We start from the raw sequence: 21,658 nt of genomic DNA on the forward strand, positions 1-21,658 counted from the left end.
GCGCTCGCCTATACTAAAGGACCACAATGACCACTTTGACTGAATCCGCTGTACGCAGCGCGCTATCCCGCGTAGAGGATCCCGAAATTGGCAAGCCGATTACCGAACTGGACATGGTGGACTCCATCCAGATCGACGGCAACAATGTCTCCGTCGAGGTGTTGCTCACCATTGCCGCTTGCCCCATGCGCAACACAATCAAAACCAACACCCGCGCAGCCCTAGAAGATATCGAGGGCGTGGGCGAGGTCACCGTCACCATGGGGTCGATGACTGATGAGCAGCGCAAGGCCCTGCGCCAACGCCTGCGTGGCGATGCCACCGAGCCTGAGATCCCGTTCGCGCAGCCGGGCTCCACAACCCGCGTGTTTGCTGTGGCATCGGGGAAGGGTGGCGTCGGCAAATCCTCGATGACGGCCAACCTGGCTGTCGCCATGGCTTCTCGCGGTTTGAAGGTGGGTATCGTCGACGCCGATATCTACGGCCACTCCATCCCAGGCCTGATGGGTTCAACAGAACAGAGCCCTACGATGGTCGAGGACATGATCATGCCACCGATCGCGCATGACGTGAAGCACATTTCCATCGGCCAGTTCGTCGAGGGCAACTCCCCCGTCGTCTGGCGCGGGCCGATGCTGCACCGCGCTCTGCAGCAGTTCCTCGCCGATGTTTTCTGGGGCGACCTAGACGTGCTGTTCATGGACCTTCCACCTGGAACCGGCGACGTGGCCATCTCGGTGGCGCAGCTTGTGCCCAACGCAGAGCTGTTGATCGTGACCACCCCGCAGGCCGCGGCCGCAGAGGTCGCGGAGCGTGCCGGCTCCATCGCGCAGCAGACCCGCCAGCGCGTCAGTGGCGTGATCGAGAACATGTCCGCCATGGTCATGCCGGATGGGACCGTCGTCGATGTCTTTGGTGCAGGCGGCGGCGAACAGGTCGCGGAACGGCTCACCGTGCTCACCGGCGGTAACGTTCCGTTGCTCGGCTCGGTTCCGCTTGATCCGCAGCTGCGCGTTCAGGGCGACGAGGGCACTCCTGCCGTCTTGTCCCACCCCACCAGCGAATCGGCGAAGGCGATCAATGAAATCGTCGAAAAGCTGATCGTGCGCAAGGACTCGCTCGCCGGCAAGTCCCTCAACCTAGGTGTTGCTGGCCGCTAATTATTAGCTAGGTAATATCCGCCCAAGAGAAGCCGCCGCCGGTGGAGTAATCACCTTTGTCGCCACCATTGCTCTCACCGGCGCCGGGCGCGTGGTCAGCACCGTTGGAGTTGGATCTGTCTTGGCGGTGGGAAGCGCGGCGCAATTCGTTCTGGCGGGCGGTGCCGGTGGCGGGACGTCCCTCAGGGTCGTCCTCCATCATTTTCTTCGGATCAAACTGGTCCAAGTACTCTTCTTCTTCGTCGAAAAGCACCTTCGCCATGGCGCGCTTCGGACCCATCGCGGCATACTCGGTGACGGTATTGAGCGGTTTACGGAACTCTTCGAAATCATTACCGAAATCATTGTTCAGCTCGGCCTTGGCATTGTTGATCGCCTTACGCGCCGCGTAAATCGCCGCTTTGACGTCCTCAATCACACCCGGGAGCTTTTCTGGGCCGATGATAAGGAAGCCGATAATGATGATGAAGAAAATCTCCATCCAGCCAATACTGTCAAACACAGGTCCACTATAGCCCACTAACCGCGGCGGAACAGGCTACGCATTCCGTTCTCTATTTCCTCGCGGGCTTCGTCGGCAGCCGAGCGCAAAGAACTATTGCGTGCCCGCTGCGCCTCCGGGTCCGACGCGATCTGCGCGAGACGTTCAATGAGGCTCCGTGGTGCTCGCACGCACTCCTCCACGTTGGAATCGCGCACGATTTCAGAGGCTGCGCGCTGAGTGTGTACTTCATTGCGGCATTCTGGGCAGTGCACGACGTGGACTCGCACGCGGTGCTCTGCCCCCGAAGACAGTTCACCATCGACGAAGGCTGCCACAGCCTCGGGGCTGAGATGATCGATCGAAGAAAATTCAAGACGCAGACGTCGTCGCAGGGAACGACGCAGCGGAATGGGCTTCTTCTCCGTCACGTCGACCTCCTTCGCCCCTGTTGTTCCGTGCTTACTCTTCCTTTACCGCGTGCGCAGGAGGATCTGTGCATCCTCACTCTCAGCAGCCTTGGCTTCAAGCGACTTGCGCAGCTGGGTCCTACCACGGTGAATACGGGACCGCACCGTACCCATCTTCACGCCAAGCGTCTCCGCGATCTCCTCGTAGCTCATGCCAACGACGTCACAGAGCACCACGGCCACACGGAAATCCGGACCCAACTCGTCGAGCGCTTCCTGCAATGCAGGATCCAAGTTAGAAATATTGTAGGCCTGTTCAGGCGTCATGTCGGTACCCGGCACGCGTTCATAATCCTCCGGCAGCGCCTCCATGCGGATCTTGCTGCGGTGGCGCACCATATCCAAAAACAGGTTCGTCGTAATGCGATGCAGCCAGCCCTCAAAGGTTCCTGGCTGGTAATTCTTCAAGCTGCGGAACACACGCATAAAAGTTTCTTGCGTCAGATCTTCCGCATCATGTTGGTTACCTGAAAGGCGGAAAGCGAGGCGGTACACGCTGTCCGCGTGCTGCGAGACCAGTTCAGACCACGAAGGCATCTCGCCTTGGCCTGCATCAAAAGCCGCTGTCCCCTCCAGAACCTCATCGACCTGCTCAGCAGGTAGTTCGGAAGTTGTGGCTTCTGCAGTCTCGTCATCGCGCATGAATCCATTGTGACTGATTTCATTGTCAAACACCAATGTTTGCCCGTATATATTCCTGTGAAACGGCGATTTCACCGTGGCTCCCCCATCTGGTGAGCAACCCCTCTAGACTTAGAGGCTGTGAGTGATACTGCATTTTCTGCCATCCAGAGCTATATCGAATCGCGGACCGAGCTGTCCGAGCCGCTTGCCGACGCGCGCCATGATGCCGCCGAATACGGCCTCGGTGTGCCTGACGATCCTACTGGGCGATTGATAACCACCCTCACCGCCGCAGCGTCACACCCAGATTCTGCCGGTGCGGTTGCGATCACCCCGGCCGCCGCCGTCGTCGGTCTCTACATTCTGGGCGGCCTTCCTGGAAAGACTACGGTCACGTGCATTGACCCGGAGGCAGATCACCAAACCCGCGCGAAGGCTACGTTCCGCGACGCCGGCTTTTCCCCTTCCCGCGCCCGCTTCCTGCCATCGCGTCCCGCTGACGTGATTTCGCGGCTCGCTTCGGGCTCCTACCAGCTGGTTTTCGTCGATGCCCCCAGCATGGACCTGCCCACCCTGCTGCCCGCGGCCTACGATTTGCTCACCCCCGGCGGCACCTTGGTCATCCCCGATGCGTTGCTCGATGGCACGCTTGCCGACGAGACCCGCCGCGACCGTGACACTCAAGCAGCCCGCGAGGCCGATGTTCTGGTGGATACTTTCAAGGATGCGGTAGTGACCCGCCTACCACTCGGCGCGGGGCTCACTCTGGTTACGCGAGGCGTATAACTACGCCACAGAAAATCTAAGAAAACGGCCCGCTTCCCCATCACACTGAGGGGAAGCGGGCCGTAATCGTCGTTAAGCGACTTAGACGACTTCGTTCTTGCCGACGACGACTACGCCGCCAGGGGAAATCTTGAAGCGTGCTTCGTCGCGAGCATTGTCGACGCCAATGATCTCGCCATCAGAAACGTAGACGTTCTTGTCCAGAATCGCATGACGAACGACTGCTCCACGGCCCACGCGAACACCTGGGAGCAGAACGGAACCTTCGACGGTGGCGCCTTCCTCAACGTGGACGTCGGTGGACACCACAGAGTTGCGCACCGTAGCGCCCGAAATGATCGAGCCTGGGGCGACCATCGAGGACTGTGCGATACCACCCTGCACAAACTTCGCAGGTGGCAGGTTGCCATCCTCCGTGGAGTGGATTGGCCACGACTTGTTGTACAGGTTGAAGATTGGGTGGACCGAAATCAGGTCCATGTGCGCCTCGTAGAAGGAGTCGATCGTACCGACGTCGCGCCAGTAACCCTTATCGCGCTCGGTGGCACCAGGGACTTCATTCTTGGAGAAGTCATAAACGTTGGCCTCGCCCTTGCTCACGAAATACGGGATGATGTCCCCGCCCATGTCGTGATCAGAGTCGTCGTTCTGCTCGTCTTCGAGCAGTGCCTGCACCAAGGCCTCAGTGGAGAAGATGTAGTTACCCATGGAGGCAAAGGTCATGTTCGGATCATCCGGGGTTCCCGGTGGGTCCGCTGGCTTCTCCAGGAACTCAGTGACGGTGCCGTCTTCGTCAGCCTGGATGCAGCCGAAGGCGGTAGCTTCCTCACGCGGCACGCGGATGCCGGCCACCGTTGCTTCCTTACCGGAGGCAATGTGGTCATCGAGCATCTGGCCCGGGTCCATGCGGTAGACGTGGTCCGCGCCGAAGACGATGACATAGTCCGGCTTGTCGTCATAAATCAGGTTGAGAGACTGAACGATCGCGTCTGCGGAACCGTTGTACCAGCGCTTACCGCGGCGCTGCTGCGCAGGAACAGAAGCGATGTACTGCTGGGTGGGGCCCGCGACATTCCACGCGGTGGCGATGTGACGGTCCAGCGAGTGTGACTTGTACTGTGTCAGAACAGCGATCTTCAGGAAGCCTGCGTTGACAAGGTTGGACAGCACAAAGTCAATCAGACGGTAGTTGCCACCAAAGGGAACGGCCGGCTTTGCGCGGTCTGCGGTGAGGGGGAAAAGGCGCTTACCTTCGCCACCTGCTAGGACAATGGCTAGAACATTTGATTTTGACTTCACAACATCAATCCTATTGTCTCGGGCGACGCTTTGCAGGGCGATCATGCGTCGCGAACGAAAACATCACACTCCTGTGGGATGTTTCACCCTTTAAAGCCATTGTAACGTGCATTAACTAAAACGCACCACGGATTGATTGGGAACTTTTAAATAATCCCTATCCTCCCCCTATTGGAGGAGAAGCGCTGGGCGGAGAACTAAGTCCCTGCACCAAACGTTTTTCGCGGCTATTCTCGGAGACATGAGAGTCGGAATGATGACCAGAGAATATCCACCCGAGGTTTATGGCGGTGCCGGCGTCCACGTCACCGAGCTCACCCGCTTTATGCGTGACATCGTTGACGTAGACGTGCACTGCATGGGCGAGCCACGCGACGCAGAGGGAGTCTACGTCCACGGCGTCGATCCCGAATTATCGGAAGCCAACGGTGCGATCAAGACCCTATCCACCGGCCTGCGCATGGCACATGCCGCCACCGACCTTGATGTCGTGCACTCCCACACCTGGTACGCCGGCCTCGGCGGCCACTTGGCGGGCAAGCTCCACGGCATCCCACACGTCGCAACGGCGCACTCCCTTGAGCCGGACCGCCCATGGAAGCGCGAGCAGCTCGGCGGCGGTTATGACGTTTCCCTGTGGTCGGAGAAAAACGCCATGGAATACGCCGACGCAGTGATTGCCGTCTCCGCGGGCATGAAGGAGGCGATTCTGCGCGCCTACCCGCGTATCGACGAATCCCGCGTCCACGTCGTGCTCAACGGTATCGACACGGAGACGTGGTTCCCCACCGAGGGGGATCTCGCAGAAGACCTTGGCGTAGACACCTCCAAGCCAATCGCTGCGTTCGTCGGTCGCATCACCCGCCAGAAGGGCGTGGAGCACCTGGTGAAGGCCGCGAAGCATTTCGACGACGACGTTCAGCTCGTGCTGTGCGCTGGCGCGCCGGATACCCCCGAGATCGCGGAGCGCACCAAGGCACTCGTCGAGGAGCTAAAAACGACACGCGACGGTGTGTTCTGGGTTCAGGAGATGCTGTCGGGCGATAAAATTCGCGAGGTTTATTCCATGGCGGATGTCTTCGTGTGCCCGTCGATTTATGAGCCACTGGGAATCGTCAATCTTGAGGCCATGGCCTGCGGAACTGCCGTAGTTGCCTCCGATGTGGGCGGTATCCCAGAGGTCGTCGTTGACGGCGAAACAGGTACCCTGGTGCATTACGACGAGAACGATGCCGAAACCTTCGAGCGCGACATCGCCGAGGCAGTTAACGCTATGGTGGCTGATCGAGAGAAGGCTGAAGTATTCGGCAAGGCCGGACTTGTCCGCGCCAAGGACAAGTTCTCGTGGGCAACCATCGCCCAGCAAACCGTGGACATCTACAAGGCCCTGATCTAGCCCGGCTAGTTAAGGCGGAAAGGTATCTGTTGACTTCTTTACGTCCAGAACTGCACGTAACGGCGGAATCCGGCATCCTCGAGGCCGCCGCCGGCATGTTACGCGACGGTGGCGACTGGCACATGCTCTACCAGTACCGACCCGAACCGAACGGCAACGCACGCTGGGGCCACCAGGTGTCTCAGGATGGTCCGTTTGACTGGGTCGAATGCCCCGATGTCATCGCCCCCAAAGGCGGCGAACTGAATACACTCGCTGGCTCCGTTGTCGCACACAACGGTGGCGCGGACCTGTTTTTCACATCGGTCACCGCAGCGGGCACCTCAATTCAGATCGCGCATGTCGACGATGTCGGTACGTTCACGGACGTCACAGATGACCCTTTGGCGCTTGACCCGACGGTGCACCGCGCCGGTGTGGTCATTTCCGACACGAAGGAATTCTCCCGCTTCCGCTCCCCCTGCGTGGTACCGGATTGGGAGTCCAACGATGACCGCGATCAAGGCCACGAAGGCTGGCTGATGATTACCAGCACGGGAGAGCCAGACTCTCCCCGGCCGGTGATCTTGGAATCCCCCGACGGCGCGGACTGGACGCTCGTAGGCGCGGTAGATTTCGTCGGTGAGTCCGGGCTTGACGACGATGCCATTATCGTCGCCCCGCGCATCATCCGGCTACGCGACGAAGTCGATCAGGAAATCTATGACGTGCTCTTGGCCACCCAAGAGTGCGATGGCCTCGACCGCTCCGGCTACTTGATCGGCCGCCTCGAGCGCAACAAGTTCCACGTGATCACACCGTTCACGCGGATTGATTCGGGCCACGATTTCACCCGCCCACGCAACACCAACTTCACCCCTGGCACCGTCGCCGAGGACGAGCGCTACCTGAATGCCTACATTTTCGGCCTCTTCAACGGCGTCGGCCGCGGCGATGACGCCACGAAGCAAACCACGTGGAAGAAGGAAGGCTGGGCCAACGCTTTGTCCCTGCCTCGCGAAGTCACCTTGCAGGGTGGCAAGCTCTTCCAGGTCCCTGTCGACGGGTTGCCCGAAGCAGTGGCCTCCACGCGCCGCGCCTGGTTCTGGTCCGGTCTGTGTGACATTCCTGTCGGTTCCTCGATCACAATCGAGCTTGTCGACGCCGACGGCAATGTTGCCGCCACGATCACCCATTCCGGTGACCAGCTTAAGCTCGACCGAAACTTCGACGAGCCAGCGACCGCTCCGCTTCACGACGAAGACGAAGACAATATCTCCGTGGTCGTGGACGGAAACACTCTCGAGGTCTACGCCGGCGGCGGGGCCGTAGTGATGGCCAGCCGTCTCCGCATCGAATCGAAGATCGTTGAACTGCGTGTCTCCGATAGCGGCGAGGCTGAGATCCACTCTGAGTGGCGCCGCGGCCCCTTTGATTAAGGCGAAGCTTTAACGGCCGGCCTTCTTCAACCTGGTCACCTGCGCCCTGGCGGTAACAGTCATTGTTGCCGGCAGGGCGCTGACTCTTTCGTTCAGCTCCGCCGGCTCAATGTGGCGTGCAGACGGACTCATCCCCACCTGGGCCGCAATGGACGCACGGTCCAGCACCATAGGAAACTCGATGGCCTGCGGGTCTACCGCCAGTTCAAGGTGACCTGTCGCCTGCTCGACCATGCGATCAACCTTGCCCTCTTCCACGGTCAGGATGCCCAGTGGCTCGCGGAGTTCGTCGAGGTGCCCACGGTCTGCGGTCAGGACAATGACTTCGCCGTCGTCGGCAAGCACTCGCGCGAATTCGGCGGGGTTGCGCGGCGCGAAGATGACAGTAATCGCGTCAATCGCGCCACTGCGCACGGGCAGGCCATCCCACACGTCCGCCACGACAGCACCCATCCGCGGGTGCGACTTAGCCAGCGTCTTTGCCGCCGGTACAGAGATGTCCAGCCCGATCCCCACAGCGTCTTCAACAGCGTCGAGCGTGTGCGCCAAATAGTAGCCCGTTCCCGCACCGACCTCGAGCAGGACGGCACCACGGTCCTCGTCGCCAAGCGCTGTGTCCAATACGTCATGGACAGTCGCGGAGACAGCTTCGACGAAAGGGGCGAAATGGCCCTGAGACAGGAAGGTTTCGCGGGAGGCGACCATGTCAGCATCGTCGCCCTTGTGCTTGATGCCGGCACCGGTGGCTAAAGTAACGTAGCCTTGGCGGGCAACATCGTAGGAGTGACCCGATTCGGACACTAGACGTGAAAAATCGTCCGCCCCAGTCAAACGGGTGCCGTCGGAGGGATCAGCCAACAGGTGAACAATGTCAGAAAGCATGCCTGAGAGCCTACCCGCCCGAAGGTCTACGGACGATTTTTTAGTTAAATTGTGTGTTTAGCCTGCAGCCTCGGTGAGAAGCGCGCCGAGTTCGGCCGCTTCTTCCTTGCTCATCTCTACGACGAGGCGACCGCCGCCATCCGACGGGATGCGCATCACAATCTTTCGGGACTCTTCGACCGCTTCCATTGGTCCATTACCGGTGCGTGGCTTCATTGCTGCCATTGGGCCAGACTCCTTCACTGCAAATGATTTACCCTACCGATTTTAGCCGTTTTTGTCGAAATTTGGTGCAAGATCTTCATCCGGGCTGGTCACACCCTTTTCCAGGAGGGTAGCGACGAGCGCATCAACCTGATCCTGGCGATACCCCCGCGGAACCACCTCGAGCTCGATGTCCTCGATCCGCCCCTCGTGTACAGCACGGCGGTTATGAGCGATCACGTCGTGCGTGTCCTCCATCGGCGGCAGCAGTTCGCCACGCCCGAAGATCTTCCCGAACGCCCACGTCCCTAGGACCACGAAAGCCACAACGACGATAATCAGCAGGATCCATGACAGCATGGGCACTATCCTAGCGTGTCCCAGGCAGGCCGCTGCCCCGGAGGCTGCACCCCGTCTGGCAGGACCCCGGCGCGGCCCAGAATGGTCTGCGCAACAACGGTAGACATGGGAGCAAGTTCGTCCAGCGGCCGGTTGCGGTGGTGTCGCTCCCCTACCTCCACCTGTGTCACTGCCGCCTGCCCCCAGCGCTGCGCACAATCAATGAGCAAGCCGGCTTCCACCCCGTAGCCCTCGACGAATGGCAAGCTCAAGGCAGAACTGCGGCGCAGCGCGTACTCGCCTCCCAGCGGCTGATTGATGTGAGACACCTGCGGAAAATAGGTCTGCAGGAGTGGTTTGGCGGTCAGCTCTGTGACTCGGCCCCCGCCAGCGGGTTGGCCATGGAAGGCGCGTGTGTAATCGGCTTTGACAAGGTGCACGCGCTCGTCGATAAGCGGTGCTGAGAGTCTGGCTACCAGCGAGGTGGGGATGGAGGTGAGGTCCGCATCGACGAATACGACGATGTCGCCACGCGCGGCGCGCACCCCGCGCCAGAGCGCTTCGCCTTTACCGGGTCGCGGTGGGATGTCCGGGGCGATGTCGCGCCAGCCGATCACCTCCGCCCCAGCTGCCCGCGCCCGGGAGGCCGTGGAGTCAACGGAATCCGAATCGATCACCAGGATCTCACCGGGGTTGTCTTCCGCGACGGCCGCGACGACATCGGCGACTGTGTCCTCCTCGTTCAGCGCTGGAATCACCACGCTGACCTGGCTCAGGTCCAGCGCACCCGCCGTCATGCTAAACCTCGCACGGTGTGTACCGGGGGTGCGTCGCCGGCGATCGCCGCCGTCATCCGGATCACGTCCAGGGTTTCCTCGACCTCGTGCACCCGGAAGGCCGCCACTCCTCGCGCCGCCGACCATGCCGTCGCAGCCAACGTCCCGGCCACGCGCTCCCCGACGCCACGCCCCACCGTCTCGCCGACGAAATCCTTATTCGACAGCGCCATCAGCACCGGCCACCCGGTAGCCACAATCTCATCGATGCGGCGCAGCAGCTCAAGGCCGTGGAAGGTGTTCTTTCCGAAGTCATGGGTGGGATCGATGAAAATCTTCTCCTCCGGCACCCCGGCATCCACGGCTCGTTCGGCCAGTGCAGTGGTTTCGGCGATGACATCGGCCACGACGTCGTCGTAATGCACCCGGTGCGGGCGCGTGCGTGGCGTGACCCCGCCGGTGTGGGAACAGACATAGCCCACTCGGTGCGCGCCGGCTACCTCTACCAATTCCGGGTCCCAGCCCGCCCACGTATCGTTGATCAATGTGGCGCCGGCTGCGATCGCGTGCTCGGCGACCTCCGCACGCCAGGTATCGGCCGAGATCGTCAGGTCCGGGTAGCGTCGCCGCACCTCCGCGATCAGCGGAACGATCCGGTCGGCTTCCTCCGCGGGATCAACCTCATCGCCCGGGCCCGCTTTCACACCCCCGACATCCACGATGGTCGCCCCCTGGGCCACGACCTCGTCGCAACGCTCAAGCGCCGAGTCCATACCCCACGTCTTCCCCTTGTCGTAGAAGGAATCCGGGGTGCGGTTAATGATGGCCATGACCTCGGCCAACCCATTCGCTTTAGCCACAGCGCCTATTTCTGGCGCGTCGCGCTACGCTTATCGGTCTTATCGCTGAGCCTGCCGTCCGTCATCACTTTGTGCTTATCGACGATGTACTCGATCGCTTCATCAATCGAATCGGTGACCAGGAACAGATCCGTGTCTGTGTCCGAAATGAGGCCACGTGCTGCCAGCTGTTCCTCCATCCACGTCACCAGGCCCGACCAGAATTCAGTGCCCATCAACACGATGGGGTAATTGGTCACCTTGCCGGTCTGGACCATGCACAGCACCTCGAAGAGTTCATCCATCGTGCCGAAGCCGCCCGGCAAAGTAATGAATGCCTGGGAATACTTCAGGAACATGGTCTTGCGCACGAAGAAGTAGCGGAAGTTCAGGCCCACATCCACCCAGTCATTCAGGTGCTGCTCGTGTGGAAGCTCAATGCCCAAGCCCACTGAGAGTCCGCCGGCGTCGTGGGCGCCACGGTTGGGGCCTTCCATCAGACCCGGGCCGCCGCCGGTGATTACTGCGTAGCCGGCCTCCACCAGAGCTTTGCCCACCTGCATCGACTGCTCGTACTCCGAGGTGCCCTCGTGCAGGCGCGCCGAGCCGAAAACGGTCACCGCTTTCGGCATGTCCGTCAGCGCATCGAAGCCGGAGACAAACTCGCTTTGGATGCGCATGATGCGCCATGGATCGGCATGCTGCCAGTCATGGTCGCTTCCCAACTCCAGCAGACGCTGGTCATACGTCGAGCCCTCTTGATCTTCGTTGCGCATCAAGATGGGGCCGCGCAGCATGCGCCGCTTATCGGGCGAGGGTGTGATGTCAGGAGCCACGGTGGAAGTACTTTCTCTCGGTAGTTGGTCGGCACCGTTTCTGGTGCAAAAATCGTGCGCTGTTCTGGGGACGCTTGCGAAGTCACACGGAAAAACAGCCGGAACACCCAGACTAGATAACCTTGCCACATCCGTCCATCCGAGCACGTCGCCACGAAGTGCCGAATGGGTGCCTAACCAGTACGCTTAGAGGTATGACTGTGGGAGCACACGCAATCGGAATCGCAAACATCGCCATGGACGGCACCGTCCTAGACACCTGGTACCCAGATCCCGAACTGGTCGAGGGAGAGGAAGCCGAAGGGCTCACATCCGAAACCCACCGTCTGGGCGCTAATCACCTGCCTGCCCGCCTCCTCCAACTGGTGCGTATTGACCAAGACCGCATGGTGGAGCAGGTTGCGGTGCGTACGACGATCGCTGACCTGAACAAGCCGGCAGTGGATGCCCACGATGTCTACCTCCGCCTCCACCTCCTGTCGCACCGGATCGTGCGCCCACTAGAGCTGAACATGACGGACCTGTTGACCCACCTGGTCCCCGTGGTGTGGACAAACAAGGGTCCCTGCTTGCCCGATAACTTCGAATTTGTGCGCGCTGCCCTGCGCGCCCGCGGACTCATTCACGTCTACGGCATCGAGCGGCTCCCCCGCATGGTGGATTATGTGGTGCCTTCCGGAGTGTCCATTGCTGAGGCCGAGCGTGTCCGCCTCGGCGCCTACCTCGCACCGGGCACGGCGGTGTTGCGTGAAGGCTATGTGTCCTACAACGCCGGCTCTTTGGGCGCATCGCGGATTGAGGGACGCTTGTCGTCGTCGGTAGTTATCGACGAGGGCACCGACATTGGCTTGTCCGCTACCCTCATGGCCCTGCGCAATAACGGCAATAACCGCACACCTCTAAATATTGGCAAGAACAGCGTGATGATGCCCTCGTCGGGCCTGCTCGGTGTGGAAATGGGCGATAACTGCGAACTTGGCACCAACGTAATGCTGGAGCCGGACACCGTGGTGCATGATTTCCAATCTGGTGAGGACATCACGGGCAGCGATCTTTCGGGGCGCTCTGGGTGGGCCGTGCGGAGCGAGCCCGGCTACGATGTCCCCGTTGTGCGCTGGGTATAAAACGCTTCCAGATGTGCCCTACTCCTCTAGGTAGGGCTACCCAGGTCACATCCTTGGTGGCGCAAGTTTTAGACTGATCTCTATGAGCACACGCGCCACCACATCGTCTGACTCACCGCGCCCGGAGAACACCGGCCTGCAGCGCGGACTAAAACAGCGCCACCTCACCATGATGGGGCTGGGTTCTGCGATCGGTGCAGGCCTGTTTTTAGGCACCGGAGTTGGTATTCAAGCCGCCGGCCCCGCCGTGATCGTGGCCTATATCATTGCCGGTGCTATCACCGTGGTGATCATGAACATGTTGGCAGAGATGGTGGCCGCGCGCCCTTCCGCGGGATCTTTCTCCACATACGCGGAGCAGGCCTTCGGACCCTGGGGCGGGTTCTCGGTGGGCTGGCTGTACTGGTTCATGATGATCATGATCATGGGCGCCGAGATTACTGGTGCCTCAGCCATCATCGGTGGCTGGTTCGGGATTGCCTCCTGGATTCCCGCCCTGCTCGCGGTGATGTTTTTCATGGTGGTGAACCTGGCTGCGGTCCGTGGGTATGGCGAGTTTGAGTTCTGGTTCGCACTGATCAAGGTCGCCGTGATTGTGGTCTTCTTGGTCGTCGGTGTGATGCTCGTCTTCGGCTGGCTGCCCGGCACGGACGCCGTGGGGCTATCCAATATCGCCGAAGTTGGGTTCATGCCCAACGGCATTGCGGGTGTGGCTACCGCTTTGCTTGCCGTGGCTTTTGCCTTCGGTGGCATCGAGCTGGTCACCATTGCTGCCGCCGAATCAGAAAACCCCAAGCAGTCGGTGCACTCAGCGCTGCGTTCGACGATCTGGCGCATCGGCTTTTTCTATATCGGTTCCGTCCTGATCATCATCCTGGCACTTCCCTACTCGCGCATTCAGGGTGCGGACACCGCAGCCGAATCTCCGTTCACCCAGGTGCTGTCCATGGCGGGTATACCGGGCATCGTCGGCATTATGGAAGCGGTGATCGCTCTCGCACTGCTGTCTGCGTTTAACGCCCAGCTCTATGGTTCCTCCCGCCTGCTCTACGCGCTGGCGCAGCAGCGCAACGCACCTGCCATGTTCACTAAGACCTCGGACTCGGGCGTGCCGGTACGCAGCGTTTTGGTGTCAGTGTTCTTCGCTTTCGTGGCCGTGGGCCTACAGTTCTGGAACCCACCCGGGCTTTTGGCGTTCCTGCTCAACGCGGTGGGAGGGTGCCTTATCGTGATCTGGCTGGCGATTATCTTTTCGTATTTGCGCCTCCACCCACAGTTGGTGCGCAGCGGAGAGATCACAGAAGTGCGGATGCCCGGTTATCCGTGGCTGGCGTGGGTAGCTGTGGTCGTCGTACTGGCGCTGGTTGCTCTGATGCTGACTGACCCTACGGGGCGAGCCCAAGTCATTGCGGTTGTCTGTGTGGTGGCGTTCATTATCGCCTGCTCTCTCGTGGTGCAGCGCGCCAAAGGTAATCGTCGTAAAGCACACGTTCCTGAAAACACCCGCTAGAGTTACTCTGAGATTCGTGTCACTGATGCGGTATCGTTTTACTTTATTTCACTATTGTTCATTGAGTTCCTTGAGTTAATGAAAGTGAGCCCACCGTGGCAACACCTACAAACACCACTTTGGGGAGCGGGCTGAAGACTCGTCACCTCACCATGATGGGGCTGGGATCCGCGATCGGTGCCGGCCTGTTCCTGGGAACCGGCGTGGGCATCCGTACCGCCGGCCCCGCGATTCTTCTGGCTTATATCATCGCCGGTCTCATCGTCGTGGCGGTCATGCAGATGCTTGGCGAGATGGCGGCGGCGCGCCCCTCCTCCGGTTCTTTCTCCGCCTATGCCCGCCAGGCCTTCGGCCACTGGGCCGGGTTCACCGTGGGCTGGCTGTACTGGTTCATGCTGGTGATGGTGCTTGGCGCGGAAATGACTGGTGCTGCGGCGATCATGGGTGCGTGGTTCGGGGTGGATCCCTGGATCCCGGCGCTGATTTGTGTGGTGTTTTTCGCCATCGTGAACTTTGCCCAGGTGCGTGGGTTCGGCGAGTTCGAATTCTGGTTCTCCTTCATCAAGGTTGCGGTGATCATCGGCTTCATCCTGATCGGCATTGCGCTGTGGCTGGGGATCATGCCGGGGACCACGTTTGTCGGCTTCACCAATATTGCCGAGTCTGGTTTCGCCCCGAACGGTCTGCCGGGGATCGCTGCGGGTCTGCTTGCGGTTGCTTTCGCTTTCGGTGGCATTGAGCTGGTGACCATCGCTGCGGCGGAATCTGAAAACCCTGCCCGTTCCATCGCTACCGCGGTGCGCAGCGTGATCTTCCGTATCTCGGTGTTCTACCTGGGGTCGGTGCTGATCATCATCCTGCTGCTTCCTTATGAGCAGATCGATAACGCAGAAACCGCTGCGGAATCCCCATTCACCCAGGTGCTCGAGATGGCTAACCTGCCTGGCGTGGTGGGCTTCATGGAGGCCGTGATCGTCCTCGCGCTGCTAAGTGCATTCAACGCACAGATTTATGGTACTTCGCGCCTTGCGCACAACCTCGCGCTTGAGGGAGACGCTCCGTCGATTTTGGGGCGGACCAATAGCAACAACGTGCCCATCAACTCGGTGGTGCTGTCGATGATCTTCGCTTTCGTTTCTGTCGGTCTGCAGTGGTGGAACCCTGAAGGGCTGCTGGACTTCCTGCTCAACGCCGTCGGCGGCACCTTGATGGTTGTGTGGATCATGATCGCACTAAGCTACATCAAACTGCACCCACAGCTTGAGGCCAACGGCGAAATCACCACCGTCCGTGTTGGTGGCTGGCCATGGCTGCCGTGGGTCACGGTGATCGCCTTGCTGGGGCTGACAGTAATGATGCTTTTCGACGACGCCGCGCGTGGCCAGATTTTGTCCGTGGCAATTCTGACAGCTGTGTTGGCTATACTTTCGCTCATCACGAAAAATAAGTCTTATCGCGTGAAGGAAAACGCCTAAACAATGACTTCTGCATTTGCACGCGGCCTCGCCACCGTCACCTACGACGGGACCGTGTTGGACGTCTGGTACCCCGCCCCCAAGCTGGGCGAACCGGTAAGCACCACGGGAACGGAGCGCCTCGACACTACTCCGCAGCAGTTCATCCACCTGGCAGGTCCCGATGAGGACCGTGGTGTCGCCCGCATCCCGGTGGAGACTTCGATCCAAGACCTTTCGCACCCACCGGTCGACGCCTACGACGCCTACCTGCGCCTCCACCTGCTGTCCCACCGGTTGATCCGACCGCACGAAGCCAACATTGCGGGCATCTACAACCTGCTGGCAAATGTGGTGTGGACGAACTACGGCCCGTGTGCCGTCGCAGACTTTCAGATGGTGCGCGGCCGCCTCGCGGGCAAGGGCCCTGTCATTGTGTTTTCCGTCGATAAATTCCCTCGCATGGTGGACTACGTGGTCCCAACGGGCGTGCAGATTGGCGATGCTGACCGCGTCCGCCTCGGCGCACACCTTGCAGAAGGCACCACCGTGATGCACGAAGGGTTCGTCAACTTCAATGCGGGCACCCTGGGACCGTGCATGGTCGAGGGCCGAATTTCGGCAGGCGTGACTGTGGACAGCGACACCGAGATCGGCGGCGGCGCCTCCATCATGGGCACGCTATCCGGTGGTGGAAAGGAAACCATTTCGGTAGGCCAGCACTGCCTGCTGGGCGCTAACTCTGGCATCGGCATCTCCCTTGGGGATGGATGCGTAGTCGAAGCCGGCCTCTACCTCACCGCAGGAACAAAGGTCACCGTCTTCGACGGCGTCGCAGAGCAACTCGGTGTTAACGACGGCACCCGGAAACGCGCCGCGGAGTTATCCGGCCAGCCGGGCATCATGTACCGCCGCAACTCGGTCACCGGTGTGGTTGAGGGCACCCGAGCGCACTTCGACGCTTAGGTCTGGTAGCGCTGTGCGGCGCTGTGCGGATCCCCGTCGCGCAAACCGATATAGTCCTCGCCACATAGTACTCACCATCGCGCAAACCGATATAGTCCTTGCCACATAGTGCGGGTCGCTTATTGAAAACCTATTGGTACCTCGCAGTATGGGCCGAGGACTATATCGGTTTGTGAGAAAGTAGATCCCCCGCCGCCAGGTACGGCAGGCGACTAGCAACGCAGTGTGGCCCCGTGATCGGTTGTCCGCTTTGTGCGGGTGGGAACCGCTCCCCGGCCGGCTGCCAACGGCCCCATCATCGGCGCACCGGTGGCACCATGGCTCGAGGGGCTGCCAATACCGATACCGGCTGGGACGTTCGCTGGCTGGACTTGAGCCATCGCCACTCCTCCACCAAGTACACCTGATGAGGCCGCCACCGGTGCCCCGGCCCCTACCGCCGCGATAGCGTCAGCACCCACACCCGCCGAGGAACCGAGGGTGGCGGCACCGGTGTTCGTGTCAGCCGCCTGTAGCGCCTCAGACTCTTTCAGGTGGCAGGAGCATGCAGAACAGCAGCACATCGCGCGCTCCACGTCTGCAGGCCACTGCAGCTGTGGCGCCCCTGATGCGTGGCGTTGGGTAATCCAGCTCAGCAGGTCCATCCCGCCCTTCACGTGACCGCTGATTAAAGACAACAGTGGTGGAAGCGCGTGGCGCAGCAGCACTCCAAGTTGGCCGGGAAGCGCGTCGAGGAAACTGCGCTCGACAAGCAACTGCGCCGATGATTCAAGACCGGCCAAACCCGACGCAAGCAGCCCCAACACCGCACGCAGGATGTCGACGATCACTGCGATGAACTCCACGCACAGTTGCATGATCTGGGCAGCCAGAGCCACCACCTTAGCGATCGACGCCAACGTGTCCAGAGTGGCGCAGGCCGCGACGAACCCGTCCCCTTCCGTGGTAACCGCCAAGTCCTGCGAGATCGCCGACAGAGTCACCTCCACCCCTGTGGCAACGCGGGCAAGTTCGCCCCACAGCCAGGCGCTGCGATGGACTTCGTCGAGGTTCGTGGTCTCCACCGCCTCCGTGAAAGAAGCCAGATCGGGCAAAGCAACAGGCTCGGTTCCGACGGCACCCGGCTGTGGAAGGGGCGCAAACCCCGTCCCTGGCAGCTGGGGAAGAGTGACGCAGGATTCGTCGATAAGCACTCCCGAAAGGGCTGCAGCATTGTCGCCGTCTCCCCTATCGATGGCCAAAGCATCGGCGCGCAAAGCGTCGACGACGAAGCCCACGTGCGCGGCAAGGTAAGCCATCGCATGCAGGCCGGAACCCTCGGGGCCGGAGAGGCAATCGCGGTGGTACATGCCGAGCTCGCGAAGCCCTGGCAGCGTGGTGAAAGCGGGACCCGGGCCCGCGCCTTGAGTGTGTTTGTGAAGAGTGTCTAGTTCATCGACGCAGACTGCGGCGGCTTCGGCGTGCTGGCGAAGTTGTTCAGTATCGACGGCGAGCATGAAAATCCCCCTGGTTGTTTCCGGGGGAAGAATGGCTCAGCCCAGGCCCGGCAACCGCTGCCTCCCCCCGAACGGCGTTGGTACCGCCCTAGTATCGCCCATCGCAGCGAGCAGCGCAGCGCAAGAATGCACACTTTAGTGTGCACGCACGCGCTTGCAACACGCTACTTGGCAGAGTCAGTTTGCTCCTGAGGAGGCTGCTCGGCCACGACTTTGACCTTCGGCTTGGCAAAGGTCCACAACTTGTTGATGATGAAGTTGACGGGCATCGCCACCACAATGGAGATCGCCTGCGCCCAGTAGAACTTCGTGCGGAAACCGGTGGAATTATCGAAGACGGAATCGGGCAGGCCAATGGGGCTGGTCGGGTTCATCAGAAGCGTGAGCACAACCAAAGACACCACGTAGGCCACCAAGCCCGTCGCCAAGAACGGGAAGAAGCCGCGGAGCCACGATCGCTTCGGCACGCCCTTAAAGGTCCAGGAGCGGTTGAGTTGATAGTTCCACGTATTGGCCACCAAAAAGGCGATGGTGGCAAAAATGTGGTACCAGCGCACATTAAATTCGGTGCCGAAAAGGTTGAAGAAAATGTCGTTTTCGTGGATCCCCCAACCCAGCTCAGCACTCTTCTTCGATAGGTACGTCACTGCCAGGTTGACCAGTGTTCCCGAGCCGCCCACCAGACCAAACATGATGAACTGGCGCACGCCGTTGAGCATGCGCACCGTCGAAAAGCGCTTCGTGCTTCCCGCTTCGCTATCCGCGGGAGGTGCCGCATCCACAGCTGGGGAGGCAGATTGATCCATGTGGCTCCTCCTTGCGCAAACACGAAACTATGGCTACGAAAACTTTACTTAGTGTTAACCCAGTCTATCTGGAAGGGCCCTGAAAGACGTTATTGTTCGCACCTTTTCGGTCACAGGATCGTGAAACCGCAGGGACTGCGCCACCAGATGCAAGGGCGCGGAAAAGTCATAAAGATCCCGCGGTACGCGCTCCGGGTAGGTGTCATCCCCCACGATCGGATGGCCAAGATAGTCACACACCGCCCGCAGCTGGTGGGTAAATCCAGTTGTGGGCTGCAGCTCCAGCACGCTCGTCCCCGGCTCTGTCCGCAGCGTGCGCACCCGCGTGTGGGTGGGACTTCCTTGCTTATCGACGACCACCCGGCGGCTCACAGAGCGCAACGGCAACGAGACGTCTTCCTAGTTGTCTATCTGAAGTTGGCCGTGTACACGGGCGACGTACTTCTTGTGTACCTCTCGGCGCGCAAATAATTGCTGGTAGGCGGCGCGGTCTTCCGGCTTCTTCACCGCGAGGAGCACCCCGGCGGTCAAGCGGTCCAGCCGGTGGATGACCGTCGCGTCCTCCCCGTAGTGGCGCCGCAGACGGGTTTGCGCTGTTTCGCGCACGATGCGCCCGTTGGGTGTGGCAGGCAGAAAGTGTGGTTTGTCTACGGCGATGAGGGTGTCATCGTCGATGAGCACACGCGCGTGGAAGGGGATCTCTGGTTCGACGCTGACGTCTGGGAAGCGGAAGGCCGGCACGGGTGTGGGCAGTGCGGTCCCGGGGATAAGGAGCGAGCCGGGTTGAAAAGGGCTGTCGCCGCTGCGGGCGGCGAAGAATTCTCCCGGCGGGACCACGTCGCGAAGCACCACCCTGGTGGCCACGACTCCGTCGCGGGCCGGGGGTCTGCCGGTGGGATTATTCTGCAAGGTTGTGCAGGCGGCGGCAGGCCTCGTCGATGCGCTCGTCGGTGGCGGTCAGCGCAATGCGGACATAGTTGGCGCTGTCCGGGCCATAGAAATCGCCGGGCGCGGCCAAGATCCCGTGCTCAGCCAGCCAGGCGACCGTGTCGCGGCCGCTCTCCCCGCGGGTGGCCCACAGGTACAGGCCTGCCTCGGAGTGCTCCACTCTCAGCCCCGCCGCTGTCACTGCCTTGAGCAGCTTCGCCCGGCGCAGCGCGTAGGTGGATTTCTGGAGTTCCTCGTGCAGGTCGCCGTCGAGTGCGGCCACCATCGCGTGCTGAATCGGGCCCGGCACCATCAGGCCGGTGTGCTTGCGCGCCTCAGTCAGCTCCGCAATCAACGCCTCATCGCCGGCAAGATAGCCGGCGCGGTAGCTGGCCAGGTTCGAGGTCTTGGACAGAGAATGCACCGCGATCAGATTCTTATTGTCACCGCCGGCAACATCCTCGTCCAGGAGCGAGATCGGCTGCTTCTCGTCGTCCCAGCCAAGGCCCAGGTAGCACTCGTCGGAAGCGACGATGCACCCGGTATCGCGGGCGAAGTCGCGCCACACCCCAAGCAGTTCGGCAGATGCGACCGCACCGGTGGGGTTCGAGGGCGAATTAATGAACGCCAGAGCAGCATCGTCGACCGGCTCGTCGGAACGCACCGGGGTGCATCCGGCGAGCAAAGCCGCCACCTCATAGGTGGGATAGGCCACGGTGGGAATGATCACCTTCTGGCCGCGGATGCCCAGCAAGGTGGGCAGCAGCGCGATCGCTTCCTTCGTTCCGACGACCGGCAGCACACTCTCGGTGGTCAGCCCGGCCATGCGGTAACGGCGCTGCAGCGCGCCGACGATCGCTTCCTTGAGCTCCGCGGTGCCCGCCGTGGGAGGATAACCGGGCTCCGGCGCCGCTTCCGACAGCGCCAGCTGGATCCCCGGATCCACGGCATCGACAGGCGTTCCCACCGACAGGTCCACAATGCCGTCCGGGTGGTTGGCTGCGGTGTCCTTGACCTGGGCAAGGGTGTCCCAGGGAAAATCGGGCAGTACGGAGCTTAAAGGAGTGCGATCAGTCACCGGCATCTAGTCCTGGTTCTGTGGTGGCAGGGCTGCGACGAATGGGTGGTCGAAGTCCTGCGCGCCCAGCTTGGCGGCGCCGCCTGGGGAGCCCAGGTCATCGAAGAAGCCCACGTTAGCGTCGTAGTACTCTGCCCACTCGTCTGGGGTGTCATCTTCGTAGAAGATGGCTTCGACGGGGCAGGCTGGCTCACAGGCGCCACAGTCCACGCACTCATCGGGGTGGATGTAGAGCATGCGCTTGCCTTCGTAGATGCAGTCCACTGGGCATTCTTCCACGCACGAACGGTCGAGCACGTCGACGCACGGCTGAGCAATAACGTATGTCATCGTTTGTTCTCAAACTCCTGATCTTGATTGATGAAAATAGTGTACTCGCACTCGCTTTAGAGTATGTCATCATGACCGCAGGGCCGGAACCAGCCCGCCAATTAAACCCGACAAGACCAGTGCTAATGCGCGAATTTTATTGGCGGTGAGCACCGAGCTCAGCATCTCCACGCCCAGGCCCAAACCCAGAAGTACCAGCACCCAGCAGGCAACGGGGATTAGCGCGAGCCAAACGCGTCCCGTCCACAACAAAGCGGTGCGCGTGAGCACCAGATTGAATAAAAACGCCAGCACAATCGGGTACGGAACCGCCACAGAGCCGATATGCGCATCCAGGTACACCAGGCACAGCAGCGCGGACATCGCCGCGCCGAGGCACAGCCACCCGTAGGCTGTGACCTGTTCACCACGCGAAAAGTCCGTGCGGATCACGGCGCGTGACGACGAGCGCCCCACC

At 61.0% G+C, this 21,658-nt stretch carries 24 protein-coding genes; 8 read left to right on the plus strand and 16 right to left on the minus strand.

The genetic code is table 11. The features are described 5' to 3' along the window. Positions 1-26: 26 nt before the first annotated feature. Entirely contained in the window at positions 27-1,160 is a 1,134-nt protein-coding gene (locus B097_RS0102235; protein WP_018580908.1) for an Mrp/NBP35 family ATP-binding protein, read from the plus strand. Positions 1,161-1,167: 7 nt separating this feature from the next. Here B097_RS0102235 and B097_RS0102240 read toward each other — a convergent pair whose 3' ends face one another. From B097_RS0102240 to sigE, 3 genes are read right to left on the minus strand one after another with little or no spacing between them, the layout of a single operon-like run. Then, positions 1,168-1,662, minus strand: a complete 495-nt coding sequence (locus B097_RS0102240; protein ID WP_018580909.1) for a twin-arginine translocase TatA/TatE family subunit — start codon at positions 1,660-1,662, stop codon at positions 1,168-1,170. A 17-nt stretch (positions 1,663-1,679) separates the two neighbouring features. Beyond that, the gene (locus B097_RS12320) at positions 1,680-2,072 is read right to left on the minus strand and encodes an anti-sigma factor family protein (protein WP_018580910.1); all 393 of its coding nucleotides are present in this window, start codon (positions 2,070-2,072) and stop codon (positions 1,680-1,682) included. 42 nt (positions 2,073-2,114) lie between these two features. After that, positions 2,115-2,753: an RNA polymerase sigma factor SigE gene (gene sigE, locus B097_RS0102250; RefSeq protein WP_018580911.1), complete on the minus strand. Its 639-nt coding sequence runs from the start codon at positions 2,751-2,753 to the stop codon at positions 2,115-2,117. 120 nt (positions 2,754-2,873) lie between these two features. Here sigE and B097_RS0102255 point away from each other — a divergent pair, with 120 nt between their 5' ends. Then, positions 2,874-3,521, plus strand: a complete 648-nt coding sequence (locus tag B097_RS0102255) for an O-methyltransferase (protein WP_018580912.1) — start codon at positions 2,874-2,876, stop codon at positions 3,519-3,521. An 81-nt stretch (positions 3,522-3,602) separates the two neighbouring features. Here the strand turns inward: B097_RS0102255 and glgC are convergent, their stop codons facing one another. After that, positions 3,603-4,829 (minus strand): glucose-1-phosphate adenylyltransferase, encoded by a 1,227-nt coding sequence (gene glgC / locus B097_RS0102260; protein ID WP_174905299.1) that lies wholly within the window; start codon positions 4,827-4,829, stop codon positions 3,603-3,605. A 232-nt stretch (positions 4,830-5,061) separates the two neighbouring features. Between glgC and glgA the strand changes: the two genes are divergently transcribed. Further along, positions 5,062-6,216 (plus strand): glycogen synthase, encoded by a 1,155-nt coding sequence (glgA, locus tag B097_RS0102265; RefSeq protein WP_026254246.1) that lies wholly within the window; start codon positions 5,062-5,064, stop codon positions 6,214-6,216. Positions 6,217-6,245: 29 nt separating this feature from the next. Next, complete coding sequence (locus B097_RS0102270) at positions 6,246-7,634, plus strand: GH32 C-terminal domain-containing protein (protein WP_018580915.1); 1,389 nt, start codon at positions 6,246-6,248, stop codon at positions 7,632-7,634. A 9-nt stretch (positions 7,635-7,643) separates the two neighbouring features. Here B097_RS0102270 and B097_RS0102275 read toward each other — a convergent pair whose 3' ends face one another. From B097_RS0102275 to B097_RS0102300, 6 genes are read right to left on the minus strand one after another with little or no spacing between them, the layout of a single operon-like run. Next, positions 7,644-8,516 (minus strand): methyltransferase domain-containing protein, encoded by an 873-nt coding sequence (locus B097_RS0102275; RefSeq protein WP_018580916.1) that lies wholly within the window; start codon positions 8,514-8,516, stop codon positions 7,644-7,646. A gap of 57 nt (positions 8,517-8,573) precedes the next feature. Next, on the minus strand, positions 8,574-8,741 hold the full coding sequence (locus tag B097_RS13220) for a DUF3117 domain-containing protein (protein ID WP_018580917.1): 168 nt from the start codon (positions 8,739-8,741) through the stop codon (positions 8,574-8,576). A 42-nt stretch (positions 8,742-8,783) separates the two neighbouring features. Further along, positions 8,784-9,080, minus strand: a complete 297-nt coding sequence (locus B097_RS0102285; RefSeq protein WP_018580918.1) for a hypothetical protein — start codon at positions 9,078-9,080, stop codon at positions 8,784-8,786. A gap of 5 nt (positions 9,081-9,085) precedes the next feature. Beyond that, positions 9,086-9,856, minus strand: coding sequence for a glucosyl-3-phosphoglycerate synthase (locus B097_RS0102290; RefSeq protein WP_018580919.1), 771 nt, complete (start codon positions 9,854-9,856; stop codon positions 9,086-9,088). Continuing rightward, the gene (gene folP / locus B097_RS0102295; protein ID WP_040429262.1) at positions 9,853-10,665 is read right to left on the minus strand and encodes a dihydropteroate synthase; all 813 of its coding nucleotides are present in this window, start codon (positions 10,663-10,665) and stop codon (positions 9,853-9,855) included. Before folP ends, B097_RS0102290 begins: the two co-directional genes overlap by 4 nt. Before the next feature lie 35 nt (positions 10,666-10,700). Further along, complete coding sequence (locus tag B097_RS0102300; protein WP_018580921.1) at positions 10,701-11,510, minus strand: LOG family protein; 810 nt, start codon at positions 11,508-11,510, stop codon at positions 10,701-10,703. A gap of 194 nt (positions 11,511-11,704) precedes the next feature. On the opposite strand from B097_RS0102300, the gene B097_RS0102305 reads away from it, so the two are divergent. From B097_RS0102305 to dapD, 4 genes are all read left to right on the plus strand, one after another. Continuing rightward, complete coding sequence (locus B097_RS0102305) at positions 11,705-12,634, plus strand: 2,3,4,5-tetrahydropyridine-2,6-dicarboxylate N-succinyltransferase (protein WP_018580922.1); 930 nt, start codon at positions 11,705-11,707, stop codon at positions 12,632-12,634. Positions 12,635-12,716: 82 nt separating this feature from the next. Then, complete coding sequence (locus tag B097_RS0102310; protein WP_018580923.1) at positions 12,717-14,144, plus strand: amino acid permease; 1,428 nt, start codon at positions 12,717-12,719, stop codon at positions 14,142-14,144. A gap of 95 nt (positions 14,145-14,239) precedes the next feature. Then, positions 14,240-15,619 carry an amino acid permease gene (locus B097_RS0102315; RefSeq protein WP_026254248.1) on the plus strand — a complete coding sequence of 460 codons (1,380 nt, stop codon included), beginning with the start codon at positions 14,240-14,242 and terminating at the stop codon, positions 15,617-15,619. A gap of 3 nt (positions 15,620-15,622) precedes the next feature. Further along, positions 15,623-16,564: a 2,3,4,5-tetrahydropyridine-2,6-dicarboxylate N-succinyltransferase gene (gene dapD, locus B097_RS0102320; RefSeq protein WP_018580925.1), complete on the plus strand. Its 942-nt coding sequence runs from the start codon at positions 15,623-15,625 to the stop codon at positions 16,562-16,564. 212 nt (positions 16,565-16,776) lie between these two features. On the opposite strand, the gene B097_RS0102325 is transcribed toward dapD, so the two are convergent. From B097_RS0102325 to B097_RS0102350, 6 genes are all read right to left on the minus strand, one after another. Further along, positions 16,777-18,060: a hypothetical protein gene (locus tag B097_RS0102325; RefSeq protein WP_018580926.1), complete on the minus strand. Its 1,284-nt coding sequence runs from the start codon at positions 18,058-18,060 to the stop codon at positions 16,777-16,779. Between the two features lie 164 nt (positions 18,061-18,224). Further along, entirely contained in the window at positions 18,225-18,779 is a 555-nt protein-coding gene (locus B097_RS0102330; RefSeq protein WP_169505183.1) for a GtrA family protein, read from the minus strand. 486 nt (positions 18,780-19,265) lie between these two features. Further along, positions 19,266-19,730: a pseudouridine synthase gene (locus tag B097_RS13895; RefSeq protein ID WP_018580929.1), complete on the minus strand. Its 465-nt coding sequence runs from the start codon at positions 19,728-19,730 to the stop codon at positions 19,266-19,268. A gap of 34 nt (positions 19,731-19,764) precedes the next feature. Next, a complete protein-coding gene (gene dapC / locus B097_RS0102340; RefSeq protein WP_018580930.1) occupies positions 19,765-20,877 on the minus strand; it encodes a succinyldiaminopimelate transaminase in 1,113 nt (370 codons plus the stop codon). Further along, positions 20,878-21,201, minus strand: coding sequence for a ferredoxin (gene fdxA / locus B097_RS0102345; protein ID WP_018580931.1), 324 nt, complete (start codon positions 21,199-21,201; stop codon positions 20,878-20,880). Between the two features lie 69 nt (positions 21,202-21,270). Next, entirely contained in the window at positions 21,271-21,657 is a 387-nt protein-coding gene (locus tag B097_RS0102350; RefSeq protein WP_018580932.1) for a hypothetical protein, read from the minus strand. Position 21,658 lies beyond the last annotated feature (1 nt).

Origin of the sequence: Corynebacterium pilosum DSM 20521 = CIP 103422 (assembly GCF_000373805.1) — a bacterium.
Classification (GTDB): Bacteria; Actinomycetota; Actinomycetes; order Mycobacteriales; family Mycobacteriaceae; genus Corynebacterium; species Corynebacterium pilosum.